The 21,915-nt window shown below is 61.1% G+C and carries 16 protein-coding genes; 14 read left to right on the top strand and 2 right to left on the bottom strand.

The features are described from left to right. Positions 1-123: 123 nt before the first annotated feature. From FHT97_RS23620 to FHT97_RS23660, 9 genes are all read left to right on the top strand, one after another. On the top strand, positions 124-2,016 hold the full coding sequence (locus tag FHT97_RS23620) for an ABC transporter ATP-binding protein (RefSeq protein WP_183757335.1): 1,893 nt from the start codon (positions 124-126) through the stop codon (positions 2,014-2,016). After that, complete coding sequence (locus FHT97_RS23625; RefSeq protein ID WP_183757336.1) at positions 2,010-3,923, top strand: ABC transporter substrate-binding protein; 1,914 nt, start codon at positions 2,010-2,012, stop codon at positions 3,921-3,923. The genes FHT97_RS23620 and FHT97_RS23625 overlap by 7 nt, the downstream gene beginning before the upstream one ends. 3 nt (positions 3,924-3,926) lie before the next feature. Beyond that, positions 3,927-4,925: an ABC transporter permease gene (locus FHT97_RS23630; RefSeq protein ID WP_016557565.1), complete on the top strand. Its 999-nt coding sequence runs from the start codon at positions 3,927-3,929 to the stop codon at positions 4,923-4,925. Beyond that, positions 4,926-6,098, top strand: a complete 1,173-nt coding sequence (locus FHT97_RS23635; RefSeq protein WP_183757337.1) for an ABC transporter permease — start codon at positions 4,926-4,928, stop codon at positions 6,096-6,098. Positions 6,099-6,187: 89 nt separating this feature from the next. Beyond that, on the top strand, positions 6,188-7,396 hold the full coding sequence (locus tag FHT97_RS23640) for a glycosyltransferase family protein (protein WP_183757338.1): 1,209 nt from the start codon (positions 6,188-6,190) through the stop codon (positions 7,394-7,396). A gap of 11 nt (positions 7,397-7,407) precedes the next feature. Continuing rightward, positions 7,408-8,655 (top strand): glycosyltransferase, encoded by a 1,248-nt coding sequence (locus tag FHT97_RS23645; protein ID WP_183864482.1) that lies wholly within the window; start codon positions 7,408-7,410, stop codon positions 8,653-8,655. Beyond that, positions 8,652-9,785: a glycosyltransferase gene (locus FHT97_RS23650; RefSeq protein WP_183757339.1), complete on the top strand. Its 1,134-nt coding sequence runs from the start codon at positions 8,652-8,654 to the stop codon at positions 9,783-9,785. Before FHT97_RS23645 ends, FHT97_RS23650 begins: the two co-directional genes overlap by 4 nt. Before the next feature lie 195 nt (positions 9,786-9,980). Beyond that, a complete protein-coding gene (locus tag FHT97_RS23655; RefSeq protein ID WP_183757340.1) occupies positions 9,981-12,695 on the top strand; it encodes an ABC transporter ATP-binding protein in 2,715 nt (904 codons plus the stop codon). A gap of 93 nt (positions 12,696-12,788) precedes the next feature. Continuing rightward, positions 12,789-13,259 (top strand): Crp/Fnr family transcriptional regulator, encoded by a 471-nt coding sequence (locus tag FHT97_RS23660; protein ID WP_028827815.1) that lies wholly within the window; start codon positions 12,789-12,791, stop codon positions 13,257-13,259. A gap of 96 nt (positions 13,260-13,355) precedes the next feature. Here FHT97_RS23660 and FHT97_RS23665 read toward each other — a convergent pair whose 3' ends face one another. Continuing rightward, a complete protein-coding gene (locus FHT97_RS23665; RefSeq protein ID WP_183757341.1) occupies positions 13,356-14,690 on the bottom strand; it encodes an MFS transporter in 1,335 nt (444 codons plus the stop codon). A gap of 379 nt (positions 14,691-15,069) precedes the next feature. Here FHT97_RS23665 and cyoA point away from each other — a divergent pair, with 379 nt between their 5' ends. From cyoA to FHT97_RS23690, 5 genes are read left to right on the top strand one after another with little or no spacing between them, the layout of a single operon-like run. Beyond that, the gene (cyoA, locus tag FHT97_RS23670; protein ID WP_183864453.1) at positions 15,070-16,263 is read left to right on the top strand and encodes a ubiquinol oxidase subunit II; all 1,194 of its coding nucleotides are present in this window, start codon (positions 15,070-15,072) and stop codon (positions 16,261-16,263) included. A 46-nt stretch (positions 16,264-16,309) separates the two neighbouring features. Beyond that, positions 16,310-18,313 carry a cytochrome o ubiquinol oxidase subunit I gene (cyoB, locus tag FHT97_RS23675; RefSeq protein WP_028827812.1) on the top strand — a complete coding sequence of 668 codons (2,004 nt, stop codon included), beginning with the start codon at positions 16,310-16,312 and terminating at the stop codon, positions 18,311-18,313. Positions 18,314-18,317: 4 nt separating this feature from the next. Beyond that, positions 18,318-18,938, top strand: coding sequence for a cytochrome o ubiquinol oxidase subunit III (gene cyoC, locus FHT97_RS23680; RefSeq protein WP_183757343.1), 621 nt, complete (start codon positions 18,318-18,320; stop codon positions 18,936-18,938). Further along, positions 18,935-19,336 carry a cytochrome o ubiquinol oxidase subunit IV gene (cyoD, locus tag FHT97_RS23685; RefSeq protein WP_028827810.1) on the top strand — a complete coding sequence of 134 codons (402 nt, stop codon included), beginning with the start codon at positions 18,935-18,937 and terminating at the stop codon, positions 19,334-19,336. Before cyoC ends, cyoD begins: the two co-directional genes overlap by 4 nt. A 47-nt stretch (positions 19,337-19,383) precedes the next feature. Next, positions 19,384-20,139 carry an SURF1 family protein gene (locus FHT97_RS23690; RefSeq protein ID WP_183757344.1) on the top strand — a complete coding sequence of 252 codons (756 nt, stop codon included), beginning with the start codon at positions 19,384-19,386 and terminating at the stop codon, positions 20,137-20,139. Here the strand turns inward: FHT97_RS23690 and FHT97_RS23695 are convergent, their stop codons facing one another. Next, entirely contained in the window at positions 20,140-21,546 is a 1,407-nt protein-coding gene (locus FHT97_RS23695) for an FAD/NAD(P)-binding protein (RefSeq protein WP_183757345.1), read from the bottom strand. It abuts the gene before it with no gap. Between the last annotated feature and the right edge of the window lie 369 nt (positions 21,547-21,915).

Consider the following 21,915-nt stretch of genomic DNA (forward strand, 5'->3'; position numbering starts at 1 on the left):
CCGGCCTTTTCAATCCCTTGAAACGCCCCATTTTTTGCGTGTCCGTCATCAACTGGACACCCTCATTGCGGTACGGTAGTGTGCCTGCACGGGAACAAAGAAAAACTGGGGAATATCATTGGTATGGCGTCCGCCTCGGATCTGTTGCGCATCGAGAACCTCGACATTTCATTCTCGGTTTTCGGCGATCGACTGCGCGTCGTAAGAAACGCCAATCTTCGCATATTGCCAGGCAAGGTGACGGCCCTGGTCGGAGAATCCGGCTCTGGAAAATCCGTCATCAGCCAGGCCGTCATGGGCATCCTCCCGAATGCCGCGACGGCTGAAGGCCGTATCCTGTTTACCGACCCCCTGAACGGCAAGACCACCGACATCCTGAGGTATTCGCGCGACAGCGAGGAAATTCGTGACCTGCGCGGTCGACGCATGGCGACGATCTTTCAGGAGCCCATGACATCGCTGTCGCCATTGCACACGGTCGGCAACCAGATCAGTGAAGCACTTCTGATCCATACGGAAGCCGACAAGAAGGAGGCTCGCGAGAAGACCGAGGAAATGCTCGGCCTCGTTGGCTTTGCCGATCCGAAGCGAACCTTCGACATGTATCCCTTCGAGCTTTCGGGCGGCATGCGGCAGCGCGCGATGATCGCGATGGCCCTGATCTGCAACCCGGCGCTTCTGATTGCCGACGAGCCGACGACGGCGCTCGACGTGACAATCCAGGCGCAGATCCTCGAGCTGTTGCGCGACCTGCAGCACAAGCTCGGCATGGCAATGCTTCTGATTACCCACGACCTCGGCGTCGTCGCCAACATGGCCGACGAGGTCGTGGTGATCTACCACGGCGAGATCATGGAAGCGGGACCGGTCGGTCCGATCTTCCGCAACCCGCAGCATCCCTATCTCAAAGGGCTCATGGCTGCAGTGCCGCATTTCGACATGCGGGAAGGCGAGCGCCTCAAGGCGCTCAGGGATGTTCCCGTAAATCTGGAATCCCTGATCGGCAAGAAGAAGGTGAAGGCCGAGGGACCGGAATTGCTGCTCTCGGTCAACAATCTCTCGAAGAGCTTCAAGACGCGCAATCGCGGCCTGTTCGGAACCCGCCAAGCTGCTGTCGTCCGCGCGGTCGATGATGTCAGCTTCGACATCCGCAGGGGTGAATGCCTCGGGCTCGTCGGCGAATCCGGATGCGGCAAGACGACCGTCAGCAAGATCCTGATGCGGGCCGTGACACCCGATAGCGGTTCGGTGATCTTCAACGACGGCAAGGACGTCATCGATGTTCTCTCTGTCAACGGCGACGACCTGCAGGAGTTGCGTACGAAGGTCCAGATGGTGTTCCAGGACCCGGTGTCCTCGCTGTCGCCGCGCATGACGGTCCGGAACATCCTCAGCGAGCCGCTGGAGATCCATGACCGCGGCAACAGCGACGAGCGCAAGCAGCGCGTCGAGGCGCTGATGGGGGCGATCGGACTGGACCGGCGCTACCTGAACCGCTATCCGCACAGCTTCTCCGGAGGCCAGCGCCAGCGCATCGGCATTGCCCGCGCACTGGCGCTCGGGCCGAAGCTCATCATCCTCGACGAGCCTGTGTCGGCGCTCGACGTCTCGGTCCAGGCGCAGATCCTGAACCTGCTCAAGGACCTGCAGAAGGAACTCGGGCTCACCTACCTTTTCATTTCGCACAACCTTGCGGTCGTCGATTACATGGCCGACCGGATCGCCGTCATGTGCAAGGGACGCATTGTCGAGATCGCGCCCCGCTCGATCATTCTGCGCGATCCTGTCCATCCCTACACGAAGTCGCTTCTGGCAGCCGTTCCCTTCCCCGACCTCGACCGGCCACTCGACTTCGAGGCGCTGCGAAGGAACGGCGCCGCCGACAAGCAGAACTGGGGTGTCACCTTTACGGCTGAACACGACGACGCTTCCGAGCTCGACTACGCCGATCTCGGCAACGGTCACCTTGTCAGGGCCCGCAAGGGTGCGGACGCAAAGGAGCTCCGCTCATGGTAACGCGACGCACATTTCTGACTGGCCTGATTGGCTCGACCGTCCTTCCCGCTGCCGTGAAGGCGGCCTCGGAAGACCGTGACATAGAGCCGGAGTTTTTGCGGGACTGGCTACGGGCCGGTCGCATTCCTCCCATGGCGGACCGGCTGCCGGCACATCCGCGGATCGTCAACATGAGGGCGGCGGGGCGGCAACCCGGCGTTTATGGCGGCACGGTGCGCACGATCATCGGCAGCCAGAAGGACATCCGCTACATGACCGTCTATGGCTATTCCCGCCTGGTCGGTTACGACAAGCACCTGGTGTTCCAGCCCGATATCCTGCTTGGTTTTGAATCGACCGACGATACGGTCTTCACCTTCCACCTGCGCGAGGGACATCGCTGGTCCGACGGCCACCCGTTCACGGTCGACGATTTCCAATACTGGTGGGAGGACGTGATCCTCGACAAGAACCTGACACCGGGCGGTGGCGCGCTCGAGCTCAGGCCGCATGGCAACCTGCCGAAATTCGAGGTCGTCGATAACCTGACGGTACGATACAGCTGGGAGCGGCCGAACCCGATGTTCATGCCGGCCCTCGCCGGCCCGCTGCCTCTCGTGATTTTCGGGCCTGGCCACTACCTCAAGCAGTTTCACAAGAAGTACCAGGACGATTTTCGTCTCTCGGCGCTGATGAAGCAGAACCGGGTCAAGAAGTGGGCGGACCTGCACATCAAGATGTCGCGGGCATCGCGCCCCGAGAATCCCGAGCTGCCGACGCTCGATCCATGGCAGAACACCACCCCCCTGCCCTCGGAACAGTTCGTGTTCGTGCGCAATCCCTTCTTCCACCGGGTTGACGAGAACGGAGTACAGCTTCCCTATATCGACAAGTTCATCCTGAACGTCAGCTCGTCCTCGATCATCGCGGCAAAGGCGGGTGCCGGTGAATCCGACCTGCAGGCCACCGGCGTCGACTTCAACGACTACACCTTCCTGAAGGATGCAGAAAAGCGGTTCCCCGTAAAGGTCAACCTTTGGAAGCAGGTGCGTGGGTCGCGCGTGGCGCTGCTGCCGAACCTAAACTGTGCCGACGATGTCTGGCGCAAGCTCTTCCGCGAAACTCGCGTAAGGCGCGCCCTGTCGCTCGCGATCGACCGGCACGAGATCAACATGGTAGCCTTCTACGGTCTCGGCAAGGCAAGCGCCGACACCGTACTGCCCGACAGCCCGCTCTTCCGGCAGGAATATGCGGATGCGTTCATCGCGCATGACAAGGATCAGGCAAACAAGCTCCTTGACGAGGTCGGGCTGAAGGACCGGGACGACGAGGGGATCCGTCTCCTGCCGGATGGCCGCCGCGCCGAGATCACCGTCGAGACGGCTGGCGAGAGCAACCTCGATACCGATGTCCTGGAGCTGGTGCGCGATCATTGGCGCGAGGTGGGCATCGCGCTTTACACCCGCACTTCGCAGCGCGATGTGTTCCGCAGCCGCGCCATGAGCGGCACGATCATGATGTCGATCTGGTACGGCATCGAAAACGGTGTCGCAACCGCCGACATGTCCCCGGGCCAGCTCGCGCCGACCATGGACGACCAGCTGCAATGGCCACTCTGGGGAATGCATTACCTCTCGGCCGGACAGGAAGGCAGTCCGCCGGACCTGCCCGAGGTCCAGCAGCTCGTCGATCTCCTGAAGCATTGGGGCGATACCATGCGGTTCGAGGAGCGCGAGGTGATCTGGCACCAGATGCTGTCGCTCTATACCCAGCAGGTCTTCTCGATCGGCCTGATCAATAGCACCCTGCAGCCGATCCTGAGCTCGGCAAAGCTCCAGAACGTGCCGACGGAGGCGCTCTATGGCTTCGATCCGACCTCCTATCTCGGCCTCTACATGCCGGATTCCTTCTGGTTCAAGGAGGCCTGAGGAATGCTGAAATATATCCTCTGGCGCATTGCCGCGATGGTGCCGACGCTGTTCATCATCTCGGCACTCGTCTTTACCATCATCGAGCTGCCGCCAGGCGACTTCTTCGAAAGCCAGATCGCCGAACTGCGGGCGCAGGGGGAAAGCGCAAACCTTCAGGAAATCGAGGAGCTCCGCAAGCAGTACGGTTTCGACAAGCCCGAGATCCTGCGCTACTTCTACTGGGTCGGCGGCATGCTGCACGGCGACTTTGGCTACTCCTTCGAATACCAGCTGCCCGTCTCGGAGGTGGTCGGCGATCGCCTATGGCTGACGATGCTGGTGTCCTTTTCGACGATCCTGCTTACCTGGCTGATCGCCTTCCCGATCGGCATCTATTCGGCAACCCACCAGTATAGCTGGGGTGATTACGGCCTGACATTCCTCGGCCTTCTCGGCATCGCCATCCCGAACTTCATGCTGGCGCTGATCCTGATGTACTTCGCCAACATCTGGTTCGGCGTCTCGATCGGGCACCTGATGGACCAGAAGTTCCTGAACGAGCCGATGAGCTGGGAAAAGGCGCGATCGATCCTGTCGCATCTGTGGATACCCGTGATCATCGTCGGCACGGCAGGGACAGCCGGCATGATCCGGCGCCTCAGGGCCAACCTGCTCGACGAGATGCAGAAACAGTATGTCGTCACCGCCCGTGCCAAGGGTCTCCACCCGTTGCGGGCGCTGGTGAAATATCCGCTTCGCATGGCGCTCAACTTCTTCGTTGCCGACATCGGGTCGATTTTGCCATCGATTATTTCCGGCGCGGAAATCGTCGCGATCGTCCTGTCTCTCGAAACGACAGGCCCGATGCTCATCAAGGCATTGCAGAGCCAGGACATGTATCTTGCAGGCTCGTTCCTGATGTTCCTCGCCTTCCTCAACGTGATCGGGGTTCTCGTCTCCGACATCGCACTCGGCTTCCTCGATCCGCGTATTCGCCTGCAAGGCAGGAGCACCAAATAGATGTCGCCCTTGCCACCGCCCGGCGCACCCATGCCACACTACGTCTCCACGGCGCCCTTCGATCCCACCGCGACGGAGGGAATGGGGGCTGCGCAGTCGCGCATCCATCTCGCCTCGCAAAAGCATCTGATGTGGTGGAAGTTCAAGCAGCACCGGCTGGCGCTCGCCTCGGGCGTCTTCCTGCTTTGCACCTATCTGATGATCATCATCGTCGAATTCATTGCGCCCTACGGGCTGCACACCAAGAATGTCGACTTCATCCATGCGCCGCCACAGCGCGTGCATTTCTTCCACAACGGGAATTTCGTCGGCCCGTTCGTCTATGGCCGCAGCATGTCGCTCGACCTCGACACGCTCCATCGGATCTACACCGACAAGCCTGACGATGTGCAGCCGATCCGTTTCTTCTGCCGCGGTGACGGCTACAAGTTCTGGGGACTGGTGAGCATGGACCGGCATCTGGTCTGCCCGGCGGTCGGCGGGCAGATGTTTCTGCTTGGCACCGATCGCCTCGGTCGCGACGTGCTCTCACGCATTTTGTACGGGGCTCGGATTTCGCTGACGATCGGCCTGATCGGCATTGCCATCAGTTTCTGCCTCGGGATCATCATCGGCGGACTTGCCGGCTACTGGGGCGGCATCTTCGACCTGATCGTCCAGCGCCTGATCGAGGTGCTGCAGTCGCTGCCGAGCCTGCCGCTCTGGATGGCGCTTGCGGCAATCATGCCGGTGACCTGGAGCCCGATCGTCATCTATTTCGGGATCACCGTGATTCTCGGGATCATCGACTGGACGGGACTGGCGCGTGCCGTGCGCTCGAAACTTCTGGCGCTGCGCGAGGAAGACTATGTCCAGGCTGCCCAGCTGATGGGAGCGAGCACGCCCCGTATCATCGGCAGGCACCTGGTTCCCGGCTTCATGTCCCATCTGATCGCCTCGGCGACGATTTCGATCCCGGGCATGATTCTCGGCGAGACGGCACTGAGTTTCCTTGGACTGGGTCTGCGCCCGCCGATCACCAGCTGGGGTATTCTCCTGACCGAGGCGAAGAGCGTAAGTGTCATCGCGTTCTATCCATGGTTGTTATTTCCGATTATACCGGTCGTTCTGGTAATTTTGGCGTTCAACTTTCTGGGAGACGGCTTGCGTGATGCGGCAGATCCCTACAAATAGCGGCCAGCCCGGCGGAGCACCGCTCTGTCTGCTGACTGCGAGCGGAAACCGGCGGTGCTAGTATGACATCAAGCGCAGAAGGAGCGCCCATGGCCCGGCGCCTGGAAGATGCCCGTATCCTCATGTACAGCCACGACACGTTCGGGCTCGGTCACCTGCGTCGGTGCCGGGCCATCGCGCATGCCCTGGTCGAGGATTATCGCGGTCTCAACATTCTTATCATTTCAGGGGCGACGATTGCGGGTGCGTTCGATTACCGTGCACGCGTTGACTTCGTGAAAATTCCGAGCGTCATCAAGCTTCGCAACGGCGAATATACGTCGATGGCGAGCCATATTGACCTGCACGAAACGCTCAAGATGCGCGAATCGAGCATTCGCCATACTGCGGAAACCTTCCAGCCCGACATCTTCATCGTCGACAAGGAGCCGATGGGACTGAAGGGTGAAGTCGAGGAAACGCTTGCCTATCTCAAGGCCCGCGGCACAGTACTGGTGCTTGGCCTGCGCGAGATCATGGATGCCTCGCACCTGCTCGATGCCGAGTGGAAGCGCAACGGCATCATGCAGAAGATCGACCAGTACTATGATTCCGTCTGGGTCTACGGCCCGCCGGATTTCTACGATCCGCTGATTGGGCTCGACGTGCCCGCGAGTGTGCGCCGGAAAATGGATTTCGTCGGCTTCCTCCAGCGCAGCGTCTCGTCGAGCAAGACGTCGATCAATGCGCGCTCCGACAACTACATCCTGGTCACGACAGGCGGGGGCGGCGACGGATCGGATCTGGTTCACGATGTCATGAACGCCTACGAGCAGGACGCCAGCCTACAGTTGAAGGCGCTCGTTGTCCTCGGGCCGTACATGCCGGCGGCCGAACGTTCCAAGCTCGTCGCCAAGGGTTCGCGCATTCCCTATATCGAGGTCATCGAGTTCGACAATCACATGGAAGAGCTGATCGTCGGTGCCACCGGTGTCGTCGCCATGGGTGGCTACAATACCTATTGCGAGATCCTGTCCTTCGACAAGCCTGCTCTGATCGTGCCCCGCGTGAAGCCGCGCGAGGAGCAGTTGCTGCGCGCCCAGCGGGCGAGCGAACTTGGTCTCATCGACATGCTTCTGCCGGACCAGTCCGCGGATCCGGCCGTGATGTCCGAAGCGCTCAAGCGCCTTCCAAATCGCGCACCGCCTTCAGAAAGCGGCTGTACCCTGCAGCTCCAGGGCCTTGATCACATCTCTGAGACCGTCGGTCGCTGGCTGGATGGCCGCGGCCGCCACCTGTCGGTCGTCGGGGCCGAGTAAAGTCCAGGATCCTGATGCAACGCCGCAAGATTCTCGTCGTTCTGAAAGGCTATCCGCGCCTCTCGGAAACCTTTATCGCGCAGGAACTGCTCGGCCTGGAGAAGGCCGGCTTCGACCTGACGCTGATCTCGATGCGTCGGCCCACGGACAAGAAGCGTCATCCGGTCCATGACGAGATCAAGGCCCGAGTCATCTACCTGCCGGAGTATCTCCACGAGGAGCCGTTGCGCGTCCTGAAGGGCCTTATTGCGAGCTTTGGCAAGCCGGGGATAAAGGCGCTTTGGAAGCGGTTCCTGAAGGACCTCGGACGCGATGTGTCGCGCAATCGCTTCCGCCGGCTTGGGCAGGCCTTCGTCCTTGGCCGTGAATGGCCTGACAACGGCGGCTGGCTGCATGCGCATTTCATCCACACGCCGGCCTCGGTCACCGAATATGCGAGCATCCTGACCGGCGTTCCCTGGACCTGCTCGGCGCATGCCAAGGATATCTGGACCTCGCCTGACTGGGACCTGCACGAAAAACTCGGCAGCGCCCGCTGGACGGTGACCTGCACGCGCAGCGGATATGACCACATGCGCACCCTGACGCCGCGCAAGGATGCGGTGCATCTGAGCTACCATGGCCTCGATCTCGCACGCTTCGGCCATTTCGCTGGCGCGCGATCGAGGCGCGACGGCTGCGACCCGGCTGATCCCGTGCTTCTCTTGAGCGTCGGGCGCGCGGTGGAGAAGAAGGGCTACGAAACGCTCCTGAGAGCGCTTGCCCTGCTGCCCCCTGATCTCAATTGGCGCTTCGAGCATATTGGCGGGGGAGACAAGCTTTCAAGATTGCAGGCGCTTGCTAGAGAACTCGGTGTAGCCGATCGGGTCACCTGGAAAGGGGCGCTTGCCCAGGAAGATGTGCTCGAGCATTACCGGAGGGCCGATGTCTTCGCGCTTGCCTGTCGCATTGCCTCAGACGGCGACCGCGACGGCCTGCCGAACGTGCTGGTGGAGGCGTCGAGCCAGCGCCTGCCCTGCGTGTCGACATCGGTATCGGGAGTTCCGGAGCTTCTGATTGACGGCGTCAACGGCATGGTCGTGCCGCCGGAGGATCCGGCGGCATTTGCGGCGGCGCTTGCTGCGCTGATTGGCGATCCTACAAGGCGCATGCAGCTTGGCGATGCCGCAGAGCGGCGCGTGCGCGAGCATTTCGATCACCAGGCAAGCATCGACCAGCTTGGACAGCTCTTCGAGGAGGAGTGGCGAAAAGCCTCATGACCAGACAAAGCGTCTTCTTCTACGTCCAGCACCTGCTTGGCATCGGGCATATTGCCCGGGCAAGCCGCATTGCGTCCGCCCTTGTTCGCGACGGCTTCGACGTCACCGTCGTCACCGGCGGCCTGCCGGTCCCGGGCTTTCCGGGTGAAGGCGTCACCACGGTGGAACTGCCGCCAGTCGTGGCGAGCAATGCGGGTTTTACCGGACTTGCGGATGAAAACGGGGTTGCAGCGGACGAGGCGTTTCTTGGCCGGCGTCGGGATATGCTGCTCTCGGCCTACGATCGCGCGAAGCCCGATATCGTCATCGTCGAGGCGTTTCCCTTCGGCAGGCGCCAGATGCGCTTCGAGCTTCTGCCGCTCATCGGGGCGATCGAGCAGTCGCATCCAAGGCCGAAGCTGTTGAGTTCGGTTCGCGATATCCTGCAGGAAAACCGCAAGCCAGGACGCAACGAGGAGACTGCAGCCCTCGTGCGGGATCATTTCGATGGTGTGCTGGTGCACGGCGACCCCGGCTTCGTGCGGCTGGAAGAGACATTTCCGCTGGCTGCCGACATTGCCGCGAAAGTGCACTACACCGGCATGGTGACAGCCCCCCGGGCCGCAGAACCGGCCGAGGTCTTCGATGTGATCGCGTCAGCCGGTGGTGGTGCTGTCGGCATCGACCTGCTTCGGGCGGCAAGCGGGGCGGCGGAAAGGCTTCCGGAAACGTTGCGCTGGCTGTTGATCAGCGGTCCCAATCTTCCGGAGCGTGATTTTGCAGAGCTTGCCTCTGCTGCGCCTCAGAATGTCACGCTCCAGCGCTTCCGCAAGGACTTTCCGTCACTTCTGCGGGGCGCGCGTGTCTCGATCTCGCAGGCGGGCTACAACACGGTCGGCGATCTCCTGCAGGCGGACTGCCGGGCAATCCTCGTCCCCTTTGTTGCCGGCGGCGAGACAGAGCAGACGGTGCGCGCCGAGCGGCTGAGGGCGCTTGGACTTGCCGATATCCTGCCGGAGGCCGGGTTGACGCCGGGGATCGTTGCCGAGGCCGTCGAGACCGCGTTGTCGGCGCTCCGGAGCGGTCCTATGGCTCTCGACCTTGCCGGAGCAGAAAAGACGGCGGCAATCATTCGTTCACTGGCTGGCTGAAACCCTCGCACTTTTCGAAAGTCATGTGATATAAAAAACATCCCGGCGAGAATCGACATGACGACGGCACGTCGATTCGCCTTGTTTTCATATTGAAATCCGGCGGTCCGGTTGCATGGTCCCTATTCGGCATTCCTCATCGTTCTGCCGCAGGTCCATTGCCCCCCAGATTTCCCAGGCAATTGACGGTTAGCAATGGAAAAAAGCCTCGCGCGTTACATCTGGTCGAACACGCGGCTGCAGCAGCTCTGGATCCTGGCGGTTGTCGCGATTTCCATGATCCCGTACTTCCTGTCTTTTGACTTGCCGAAACAGATCGTCAACGGTCCTATTCAGGGGGCGGGCTTCGAGGGCGAGGGCGCGACGCAGACCTTCATGCGGATCGCCTATACCTTGCCCTTCTTCGGCGAGGTGGAATTCTTCAAGGGCGTTCAACTTGACCGTCTGCAGATGCTGATGGGGCTGAGCCTCGTCTTTCTGGCGCTTGTGGTTCTGAACGGGCTTTTCAAATTCTACATCAACACCTACAAGGGCAGGCTTGGCGAGCGCATGCTGCGGCGTATTCGCTTTGAGCTGATCGACCGGGTCCTGCGATTCCCGCCATCGCATTTCAAGCGGGTCAAGTCGGCCGAGATCGCGACGATGATCAAGGACGAGGTCGAACCGATGGGCGGCTTCACCGGTGACGCCTTCGTCGCGCCGGCCCTGCTTGGCGGTCAGGCTGTGACTGCGCTTGCCTTCATCATCGTCCAGAACTTCTGGCTGGGCATGATTGCGGCTGCCATTGTCGGCGTCCAGGCGGTCGTAATCCCGCGCATGAGAAAGCGGCTGCTCGAGCTTGGTCGCCAGCGTCAGCTGACGGCGCGTGAACTGTCGGGTCGTGTCGGCGAGATCGTAGATGGCATCGGAACGATCCATGGCAACGACACGTCGAACTACGAGCGCGCCGATATCGCCGCCCGCCTAGGCCTGATCTTCTCGATCCGCTACGACCTCTACCAGTGGAAGTTCCTGGTCAAGTTCCTGAACAACTTTCTTGCCCAGGTAACACCCTTCCTGTTTTACGCCATCGGCGGTTATCTTGCCTTGCAGGGCCGGCTCGATATCGGCCAGCTCGTCGCCGTCATCAGCGCCTACAAGGACCTGCCGGGTCCGCTCAAGGAACTGATCGACTGGGACCAGATGCGCCAGGACGTGCAGGTCAAGTACCAGCAGGTCTACGAGCAGTTCAATGTCGAGCCTCTGATCGAGGGCAGGATCCAGGACCTATCGCCGGAGGCGGTTGGCGCTTTGACGGCGCCACTCGTCGTCACCAATTTGACCGTCAGCGACGACAGTGGCGCGCGACTGGTCGACCACGTTTCGGTCGAGATCAAGCCGAACGAGACGGTTGCCGTGGTCGGCCCGAACTCCAGCGGGGCGGAGGCCTTCGCAGAAGCGCTCGGTCGACTGGTGTGGCCCGATTCAGGCCGCGTCACGATCGACGGCAAGGATCTCCTCGACCTGCCGGAGGCCGTAACCGGCCGACGGATTTCCTACGCGTCCGCCGATGCCTATTTTTTCCACGGAACACTGCGCGACAACCTGCTCTACGGCCTGAAGCACGCGCCGCTCAAGCAGCCTGATTACGATGGCAAGGCCGCCCAGGAGGCGAAGTGGCATGCCGAGGAGGCAATCAAGGCCGGCAATCCGACGATGGACATCAACAGCGACTGGGTAGATTACCACGCCGCCGGTGCGACGGGTCCGAACGACATTCTGACGGCAATCCGCCCGGTGCTCGACGCCGTTCTGATTTCGCAGGAAATTCTCGACCTTGCGTTGCGCTCGACCGTCGACACCACGGTCCATGTCGCGCTTGCCGAGCACATCGTTGAACTCAGGGAGACGCTGCGCCAGCGCATGCGGGAGTCCGAGAATGGCAACATCGTCGTGCCCTTTGATTTCGATGCCTACAATCCCCAGGCGACGGTCGGCGAAAACCTTCTGTTCGGATCGATGAAGCGGCCGCTGATGAACAACCGCAGACTAGCGGCGCATCCCTATTTCCAGACGCTGTTCCGGGAGACCGGGCTGAGCAACGATCTGTGGGAAATGGGCCTGGAGATTGCGGAGAACGCGGTCGAGCTCTTCCACGACCTGCCGCCAGACCACCCGTTCTTCCAGCAGCTGACCTTCATGACGGCAGATGACATCCCGACCTACCAGGCGCTGCTGCAGAAGCTGCAGAGCCGGCAGTTCGACGACGCAACGCCCGAGGAACGCTCGGCCATCATCCGGCTGAGTTTCGCCTATATCGAGCCACGGCATCGTTTCGGTCTTCTGACCGAGGAGCTGATGGACAAGATCGTCAGCGCCCGCAAGCAGTTCCACGAGAAGATTCCGGATGATCTTGCAGCCGTGATCGAACGCTACGATCCGGAGAACTTCATCTCGTCCGCGAGCCTGATGGACAATGTCCTTTTCGGACGCATCGCCTACCAGCAGGCGGATGCGTCCGACAGCATCCGGTCGATGATGGGGGACCTCTTTGAATCGCTCGGCCTTGCCAACGACGTCATGTCGATCGGCCTCGAATTCGACGTCGGCTCCGGCGGAAAGCGGCTCACCATGGTGCAGCGCCAGAAGCTGAACCTTGCTCGCGCGCTCCTGAAACGCTCTGATTACCTGATCTTCAACAGGCCGCTATCGGCGCTTGATCAGCGCGTGCAGGACGCGATCACGAGGAACATCGTCGAGGGCCTGCACAAGGAAGGCGAAAAACCGGCCATCATCTGGGTGCTGTCGAACGCGAAACTGGCGGAGATCTTCGACCGGATCCTGCTCTTCGACAGGGGAACGCTGGCCGAGGCGGGCAACTTTCCGGAGCTTTCCGAGCAAAACGGTATGTTCAAGGAACTGTTATCGTAATACTCTAAGGAGGGACAACAAAGATGGCGCCCCCTGAGAGGCGCCACGGTCTAGCGCCGCGCACCGGAGAAGTGCGGCAGGGGTAGTACGTATATGCTCTTGAGAGATGAAGTCGAAATGCTGCGGCGCGTGCCAATCTTTTCACGGATTGCGCCGGCAAAACTCAAGTTGTTGGCTTTCACATCCGATCGAATGTCATACAAGGCCGGGCAGGATCTTTTCCATCAGGGTGATCCGGGTGATGCAGCCTACGTCATCTTGTCAGGTACCGCCGACATCCTCGTTCACTCGCCGGCCGGCGATATCAAGGTCGCCGATGTGGAACTGAACTCCATCGTCGGCGAAATTGCGATCCTGTGCGACGTTTCCCGTACCGCGACGGTGCGCGCCACCTCGTCGCTGGAGGTCCTGCGCATCAGCAAGGAACACTTTCTGAAGCTGCTCAGCGATTTCCCCGAGATGGCAGTCGAGATCATGCGCGTGCTCGCCGACCGCCTCAATCACACGACAGCGGAACTGACGGCTGCGCGCTCAGCCAAGCAGACGCAAGCTGCGGCGATGTAGTCGCCTCCGGCCGATCCGCTCAACAGCACTGGTCAATTGAAAAGACCCGCCTCGCGACTGCGAAGCGGGTCTTTCTGGTGCCTGCGCGGCGAGTGCTCAGTCGCGCTGTTCCAGTGCCCTGCTGAATGCGAGGGCAGCGAGCGTGCAGATGGCGCCTGAAAGTAGGTAATAGCCGACGAAGGGCAAGCCGAAGCGGCTCGAGAGCGTCAGGGCAACGAGTGGCGCGAAGCCCGCGCCAACAAGCCAGGCGAGGTCGGAGGTAAAGGCTGCACCGGTATAACGGTAGCCCCTGCCGAACCGCGATGAAATCGAACCCGTTGCCTGGCCGAATGACAAGCCAAGAACTCCGAAACCGATGATCACGAAGGCATCCAGCCCCTTCGGGCCGGCTGCGATAAGGTATGGACCCACGAAGCTGAAGACCGCGATCAAGACGGCACAGATGGCAAGCTGGGCGCGCCTGCCGATCCGATCGGCGATCATGCCGGAGACGATGATGGCGATCAGGCCAACGACGGCGCCGACGATCTGGACCACCATGAAGGCTCCGACCGGCTGGGTGCCATAGAGCGACGTCCAGCCAAGCGGGAAGATGGTGACGAGGTGGAACATGGCGAAGCTTGCGAGCGGCACGAAAGCGCCAAGCAGGATGTCGCGACCATGAACGCGCAGCACGGAGTGGATCGGTGCGGCCTCGAGTTCATGCTGCTCCAGGGCAGTGCCGAACTCGGGCGTCATGACAAGGCGGAGCCGCGCAAACAGTGCGACGACGTTGATGGCGAAGGCGACGAAGAACGGAAAGCGCCAGCCCCAGCTCAGGAAATCCTCGCTGGAGAGGTTCGCGATGAAGTATCCGAAGAGCGCGCTTGCGAGCGCAAAGCCGATCGGGGCGCCGAGCTGCGGGATCATCGCATACCAGCCGCGATGGTTCGGGGGCGCGTTGAGTGCAAGCAGCGAGGCAAGGCCGTCCCATGCACCGCCAAGGGCAAAGCCCTGGCCGAGCCGGAAGAGCGCGAGCAGCGCGATCGACCATGCGCCGATCTCGGCATAGCCGGGCAGGAAGGCTATTGAGGCCGTCGAGCCCCCCAGCAGGAAGAGCGCGATCGTCAGCTTGACACCGCGCCCGTAGATGCGATCGATCGTCATGAACACGACCGATCCGACCGGTCGTGCCAGGAATGCAAGTGAAAACAGCGCAAAAGAATAGAGTGTCGCCGTCAGTCTGTCGGGCGCGAAGGGAAACACAAGCTGTGGAAAGACCAGCACGGATGCCAGGCCGTAGACGAAAAAGTCGAAGAATTCGGACATGCGCCCGATGACGACGCCGATTGCGATACTGCCGGGTGAAACCGGCTTGTCGGCGTGGATGCGGCGCGCATCCTGCTCCATCGATGTCGACGATGGGCCGTACTGGGTCGTGGTACCTGCCATGCTATGCCTCCCTCGTTGAGGCACTCCTGTGGCAAAGCGCCTCACTAGCGATCTTGATCAAACGACCGCGCTAATCAAGTCCGGAGGCGCTAAATAGTTCATCCCGTGGGCTGAAAATCGAAAGCCCGCGAAAAATGGCGCCCGCTGCGGAGAAATCGGCGCGGGAAAGCTGGCATGATCGGGGTTCCCGGTTATATTAGCCCCTCAAAATGATCTCGCGCAAAACGCTTTCGAGCCCAGATCGGGTTTTGACATCCTGCGCCACGTTGCTTATCCCGCAGTGCGGCAATTTGTGCTGCACTGCGACCAAACACCTCATGTTGCTATCAGGTACAGTGCTTTAGTCGCGGTTTGGATGAAACAACAAGAGCATAGAGACGTGCAAAAACTGCCAAGGTTTTCCCGCCATCTCCTTATTCTGCCCCTGCTTTTGACGCTGGCAGGGTGCAATTTGGTGGTCATGTCGCCATCGGGCGATATCGCAATCCAGCAGCGTGACCTGATCATCGTATCGACGGTCCTGATGCTGCTCATCATCGTCCCGGTCATCTTCCTGATCTTCTTTTTTGCCTGGCGTTACCGCCGGTCCAACACGACCGCCACCTACGATCCCGAATGGCACCACTCCACACGTCTTGAAGTCATCATCTGGTCGGCGCCGCTGGCCATCATCATTGCTCTCGGCGCGATCACCTGGATCAGCACGCACAAGCTCGATCCCTTCCGTCCGCTGGACCGGATCGACGCCGAGCGCGCCGTTCCTGCCGATGCCAAGCCGCTGACCGTCGAGGTCGTGGCACTCGACTGGAAATGGCTGTTCTTCTATCCCGAGCTCGGTATTGCGACCGTCAATGAAATGGCCGCCCCTGTCGACGTCCCGATCAGCTTCAGGATCACTTCCTCGTCGGTGATGAACTCCTTCTACGTTCCCGCGCTCGCCGGCCAGATCTACGCCATGCCCGGCATGGAGACCAGGCTGCACGCGGTCATCAACGAGGAAGGCGTCTTCGACGGCTTTTCGGCCAACTACAGTGGCGCAGGTTTTTCCCATATGCGCTTCAAGTTCCATGGTGTGAACCAGCAGGGCTTCGACCAATGGGTCGCGCAGATCAAGGAAAAGGGCACGGCGCTGAACCGTGATACCTATCTGAAGCTCGAGCGGCCGAGCGAGAGGGAGCCGGTTCGCTACTTCTCGTCGGTCGACAAGGATCTCTTTGACGCCATCCTCAACATGTGCGCGGCCCCCGGCAAGATGTGCATGAACGAGATGATGCACATCGACAGGATGGGCGGCGGCGGCAAGGAAAGCGCCGAAAATCGCGAAAAGCTGCGCTACGACGACCGTCATCTCGGCGGCATGCATCCGGTGGCGGGCGAAGGTTCCGGCGCTGAAGAGGTAAAGCCCGAGGAAGCTACGCCGGCCGGCGCTGAAGGCGGAAGCGGCACGCAAGGAGCGCCGGCGACGCAAGGCGCGCCGGGTGCGCAGGACATGCAGCATGACGGGCACGCGATGCCCGGCATGGATCACGGGACCGGCGGTGCTGCGGCGCCCGCGCAACCAGACAACAACTAAGACCTGGCGCTTTGCGTCGATACGACATCAATGAACGGGTTAATCCATGTTTTCGAATCCTGACCTCCTGAAGTTCATCTTCGGTCGGTTGACCCTAGAATCGATCCCCTACCACGAGCCGATCCTGGTCGTGACCTTTGCGGTCGTCGCGCTTGGCGGCATCGCGCTTCTGGGTGTTGTCACGTACTTCAAGCTCTGGGGCTACCTCTGGCGCGAGTGGCTGACAAGCGTCGATCATAAGAAGATCGGCATCATGTACGTCATCCTCGCCCTCATCATGCTGCTGCGCGGTTTCTCCGACGCCATCATGATGCGCCTGCAGCAGGCGCTTGCCTTCAACGGCTCGGCCGGCTACCTGCCTCCCCATCACTACGACCAGGTCTTTACCGCCCACGGCGTCATCATGATCTTCTTCATGGCAATGCCGTTCGTCACCGGGCTGATGAACCTCGTCGTGCCGCTGCAGATCGGTGCCCGCGACGTATCCTTCCCGTTCCTCAACAATTTCTCGTTCTGGATGACGACGGCCGGCGCGATCATCATCATGATCTCGCTCTTCGTCGGCGAATTCGCCCAGACCGGCTGGCTCGCCTATCCGCCCCTGTCGGGAGCCGACTACAGCCCGGGTGTCGGTGTCGACTATTATATCTGGGGACTGCAGGTTGCCGGTGTCGGCACGACGTTGTCGGGCATCAACCTGATTGCGACCATCGTCAAGATGCGCGCACCCGGGATGAGCTTCATGAAGATGCCCGTCTTCACCTGGACCTCGCTCTGCACCAACATCCTGATCGTCGCCACCTTCCCGATACTGACGGCGACGCTGGCACTGTTGTCCCTCGACCGCTATGCCGGCACGAACTTCTTCACGAATGACCTCGGCGGCAATCCGATGATGTACATCAATCTCATCTGGATCTGGGGCCATCCGGAGGTCTACATCCTGGTGCTGCCGGCGTTCGGCATCTTCTCGGAGGTCGTGGCTACCTTCTGCGGCAAGCGTCTCTTCGGTTACGCGTCGATGGTCTACGCCACCTGCGTCATCATGATCCTGTCCTACCTCGTCTGGCTGCACCACTTCTTCACGATGGGGTCGGGTGCGAGCGTGAACTCGTTCTTCGGGATCACCACGATGATCATCTCGATCCCGACAGGAGCGAAGATGTTCAACTGGCTGTTCACGATGTACCGCGGTCGGATTCGCTATGAAGTGCCGATGCTGTGGACAATCGGCTTCATGGTCACCTTCGTCATCGGCGGCATGACCGGCGTTCTTCTGGCGGTACCGCCAGCCGACTTCGTGCTGCACAACTCTCTCTTCCTGATTGCCCATTTCCACAACGTCATCATCGGCGGCGTGGTGTTCGGCCTGATGGCGGGCGTCACCTACTGGTTCCCGAAGGCATTCGGCTACAAGCTCGACCCGTTCTGGGGCAAGATGTCCTTCTGGTTCTGGCTGATCGGCTTCTATTTCGCCTTCATGCCGCTCTACGTGCTCGGCCTGATGGGCGTGACGCGCCGTGTCTCGCAGTTCGAGGATCCGTCCTTGCAGATCTGGTTCATCATTGCTGCCTTTGGTGCCGTGCTGATCGCCATCGGCATTGCAAGCTTCATCATCCAGCTCGTCGTCAGCTTCTTCAAGCGCGAGGAACTGCGCGATACGACGGGTGATCCATGGGACGGCCGTACGCTCGAATGGTCGACCTCGTCTCCGCCTCCAGATTACAACTTCGCGTTCACGCCGGTCGTGCACGACCATGATTCCTGGTACGACATGAAGGCGCGCGGCTATGCCCGTCCGCTGGAAGGCTTCAAGCCGATCCACATGCCGAAGAACACCGGCACCGGCGTCATTCTGGGCGTTCTCAGCATCGGGCTGGCCTTTGGCCTCATCTGGTACATGTGGTGGCTTGCCGTCCTGTCCTTTGTCGCCATGATCGCCGTATCGATCGGCCATACCTTCAACTACAGGCGCGACTTCTACATCCCAGCGGCGGAAGTCACCGAAACAGAGGGCAAGCGGACGGCGCTGCTTGCCGAGCAGGTGTAAGACCATGAGCGATACTGCCATCGACAAGGCCAACAAGCCTGAATTCTATCTGACCGAGGATCATCATCCGGAAGGCAGCACGATGCTGGGCTTCTGGCTGTATCTGATGAGCGACTGCCTCATTTTCGCGGTGCTTTTTGCGACGTATGGCGTTCTCGGCCGCAATTATGCGGCCGGTCCCTCGCCGGCCGATCTCTTCGATCTGCCGCTGGTGGCGATCAACACCTCGATGCTGCTGCTGTCGTCCATCACCTACGGCTTCGCAATGCTGCAGATGGAGCGCAAAGCCAAGACCGAGACACTGTTCTGGCTCGGTGTCACCGGCGCGTTCGGCCTGGCCTTCCTCGGGCTTGAACTCTACGAGTTCGCGCACCTGATCCACGAGGGTGCCGGCCCGACCCGCAGCGCGTTCCTGTCGTGCTTCTTCACGCTGGTCGGTACGCACGGCCTGCACGTCACCTTCGGCATCGTCTGGCTTGTCACGCTGATGGTGCAGGTGTCGATGCACGGTCTGATCCCGGAAAATCGTCGCCGCCTGATGTGCCTGTCGATGTTCTGGCACTTCCTCGACGTCGTCTGGATCGGCGTCTTCTCCTTCGTCTACCTTATGGGAGTTCTCGGATGACCACTCACGCACCCGCAACCGAGGACGCTCACGAGGCCCATCACGGCCACAGCCACGGGCATGAGGCCGCCCACGGGACCTTCAGGAGCTACATGATCGGCTTCGTGCTCTCGATCATCCTGACTGCAATTCCGTTCTGGCTCGTCATGGCCGACGTCTTCGAGAGCTCGACCGTCACCGCCGCCTGGGTCATGGGCCTGGCGGCTGTCCAGATCGTCGTTCACATGATCTTCTTCCTCCACATGAATCCGCAGTCGGAAGGCGGCTGGACGATGATGGCGCTGATCTTCACCCTGCTGATCGTGGCGATCGCGCTCGCGGGCTCCCTCTGGGTCATGCATCATCTGAACACGAACATGATGCCGATGACCCCCGAAATGATGAAGAACATGCCGTAATGGCAGGAGCGGGCGGTGCTCAGCCGCCCGCCAGGTTTGTTTCTGGCATGGCCGACACCTTCCCAGACAGGACACAAAAACGGCACAGCGCCGCAGGCATCGCGATCTTCTGCGGCCTGCTGGTGACGCTGACCGGCGCGCTGATCGCGCTCGGAATCTGGCAGGTCGAGCGGCTGGCCTGGAAGCGGGATCTGATTGCGCGCGTCGATGCCCGCGTCCACGCAGAACCGGTTGGCGCCCCGGCGCAGGCCGAGTGGGGCAAGGTCAACCGCGCCAATGACGAATATCGGCGCGTGACGGTTAAAGGAATGCTCGACAATGACAGGGAGACACTGGTCTATGCGTCGACGACACTCGGCCCTGGCTACTGGGTCCTGACACCGCTCAGGCGGACCGACGACACCGTCGTCCTGGTCAACCGTGGCTTCGTCCCGACGGACCGACGCGATCCCTCGACACGCATCGATGGCCAGGTGTCGACGCCGGTTGTCGTCACCGGACTGCTCAGGATAGCAGAGCCGAAAGGCACGTGGCTGAGGTCCAACGATCCGGCGAACGACCGCTGGTATTCGCGCGACGTGGCCGCGATTGCTGATTGGCGCGGCGTCGATGGTGTTGCGCCCTATTTCATAGACGCGGACGCGACGCCCAATCCAGGCGGATTGCCTGTCGGCGGGCTGACACAGGTCGCCTTCCCGAACAATCACCTTGTCTATGCGATCACCTGGTTTGCCCTGGCCCTCATGTCTGCGGGACTGCTTGTCTTCGTGCTCAGAGGCGAGCGCAGGGCGCAAAAGGCCTGATCAGATTGCCCGGCTGCAGGGATAGACACGCTCGGCGACGTGTTCAGCGACCGCGTAGGCCTGGGTGACGATCTCCGGAACCAGATCGATGTCGGGCAGACTGCCGAGACCAAGGGGGCCGACGGCAAACAGATCCTCGACCACAGACCCGTCGTCGAGCCAGGGGCTCCCGCGCTGGTCGACGGCAAGACCGAGCGACAACTCGTCAGGCAGCGCCAATCCCTCGTTAAGCAGGCTTGCAATCAGGGGTGAAGCCAACTGCGGCCCCCGGCAGCGGCAATCGAGGATACGCTCGGCATGCACGGTCTCATCCATGCCTGAACCGGCGGGCCGGAAAAACACGCCCCCCAGGCCCCGGCGACCGACGGTGCCGCGACGCAGAACCGTGTTGCCACTGGCGAGTTCCCCCTGCAGGCGGGCGTGAATTGCCTCCGGCAGCCGGTTGCGATGGCTGTCATAGATCGCCCGCAAATGCCGGTTGAACTGCTGCTTCTCGCGGGCTGGCAGGGCGCGCCACAGCGAGCGGGCATGCTTGCGCAAGCCGTTCATGACCGATTGCCAGCTGCGGCCATCGGCCTCCGCCTCGCGGCAGGCCTTGCGGATGAAGCGCAGGATGTCGGCCAGATTCGACGGCATTGCGTCGGCCGGAAAAACCGGATCGGCGGAATTCGGTGTGTGGCTCTGCGGCAGGAATCCGTGCCGGGAGAGGATGGTCACCTGACCGTCATAGCCGGCATCGCGCAATTGCAGAAGCTGATCGACGACCCTGATGCCGCTTCCAAGCAGGACCGTGTGGGGACGCCCCACCAGGCGCCGGGCCCTCACCGGCGAAGGCTCTTCCTGGACATAATCGGCCTCCGGCAATCCGTAGCCGGTCGCGAGAATGACCACATCGAAGAGCGGATTGGAGGGGTTGGCGCTCTCGAGCAGATAGCGGGCGCCGTGCGTGCGCCTGATGGCCACGACCGGTTCCGGGCAGACCTGGACGGTGATATCCTTGCGGGCGGAGAGTGCTTCCGAAAAGCGCTGATAGACATAATCGCTGAAAATGGTCTTCGGCACGAAGATCTGGCGGAACCCCGGGATGGCCGCGGGTACCGCGGCACGGAATTCCGCGTTGCTACAGAGCCAGTCGTTGAAGTCATCCGCGTCGCCTGTCGAGACCGAGAGATCGCGAACGCGCGTATTGAGGATCGTCGAGGCACGCGACGAGGAGAGCGCCTGTCCGCCGCTCACGGAGGAGTTGGGGTCGAAGAGTTGCAGGTGAAAGGGCGTGCGCACCCTCTTCATCAGCGCGATCGCCGTCATCATTCCGGAAAAACCGCGCCCGACAACGGCGATGCGCGGGATGGCGGACGCTCGTGCTGCCGCCGATGATTTCGAGGAAAACAGGCCATGAACCGTCATCTCAACTCCCCTGCGATTTTGCGCATCGTGTCTCGATTGGTTGCAACGCGGACAATCCGCGCCGGTTTTGTTCCCGCGGTTCTAAGCCGCCCATAGTCTATCAAACTGGTCGTGTAGGAGAGCTTCAAAAGAGCATTTTGGCAAGCCCTTTGTTCCCCCGCCTGCGCAATGGAAACGCCAAGTGACTGAGATGTCATGGCAATTTGTCGTTTACGGTTGCTCTGATCGGAGCCGTGCGAAGCCAGCCTGCTACTCACGATAAAATAACCAACTGGTGAATTCTTGACTTGAAGGGCCCAAAGGAATCGGCAAAAGTAAGGGTGCTAATCAATCCCTTCATGGATTCCGCTCGTTCGGACAGGCGTCCGA

This window comes from Rhizobium sp. BK399 (assembly GCF_014194695.1).
Taxonomy (GTDB): domain Bacteria; phylum Pseudomonadota; class Alphaproteobacteria; order Rhizobiales; family Rhizobiaceae; genus Rhizobium.

Excerpts from the sequence above, each read along its gene's own strand:
- cyoD (WP_028827810.1), top strand. The coding sequence starts at position 18,935 with ATGACCACTCACGCACCCGCAACCGAGGACGCTCACGAGGCCCATCAC.
- FHT97_RS23640 (WP_183757338.1), top strand. The coding sequence starts at position 6,188 with ATGGCCCGGCGCCTGGAAGATGCCCGTATCCTCATGTACAGCCACGAC.
- FHT97_RS23655 (WP_183757340.1), top strand. The coding sequence starts at position 9,981 with ATGGAAAAAAGCCTCGCGCGTTACATCTGGTCGAACACGCGGCTGCAG.
- FHT97_RS23660 (WP_028827815.1), top strand. The coding sequence starts at position 12,789 with ATGCTCTTGAGAGATGAAGTCGAAATGCTGCGGCGCGTGCCAATCTTT.
- FHT97_RS23665 (WP_183757341.1), bottom strand. The coding sequence starts at position 14,690 with ATGGCAGGTACCACGACCCAGTACGGCCCATCGTCGACATCGATGGAG.
- FHT97_RS23690 (WP_183757344.1), top strand. The coding sequence starts at position 19,384 with ATGGCCGACACCTTCCCAGACAGGACACAAAAACGGCACAGCGCCGCA.
- FHT97_RS23630 (WP_016557565.1), top strand. The coding sequence starts at position 3,927 with ATGCTGAAATATATCCTCTGGCGCATTGCCGCGATGGTGCCGACGCTG.
- cyoB (WP_028827812.1), top strand. The coding sequence starts at position 16,310 with ATGTTTTCGAATCCTGACCTCCTGAAGTTCATCTTCGGTCGGTTGACC.
- FHT97_RS23625 (WP_183757336.1), top strand. The coding sequence starts at position 2,010 with ATGGTAACGCGACGCACATTTCTGACTGGCCTGATTGGCTCGACCGTC.
- FHT97_RS23650 (WP_183757339.1), top strand. The coding sequence starts at position 8,652 with ATGACCAGACAAAGCGTCTTCTTCTACGTCCAGCACCTGCTTGGCATC.
- cyoC (WP_183757343.1), top strand. The coding sequence starts at position 18,318 with ATGAGCGATACTGCCATCGACAAGGCCAACAAGCCTGAATTCTATCTG.
- FHT97_RS23635 (WP_183757337.1), top strand. The coding sequence starts at position 4,926 with ATGTCGCCCTTGCCACCGCCCGGCGCACCCATGCCACACTACGTCTCC.
- FHT97_RS23695 (WP_183757345.1), bottom strand. The coding sequence starts at position 21,546 with ATGACGGTTCATGGCCTGTTTTCCTCGAAATCATCGGCGGCAGCACGA.
- FHT97_RS23620 (WP_183757335.1), top strand. The coding sequence starts at position 124 with ATGGCGTCCGCCTCGGATCTGTTGCGCATCGAGAACCTCGACATTTCA.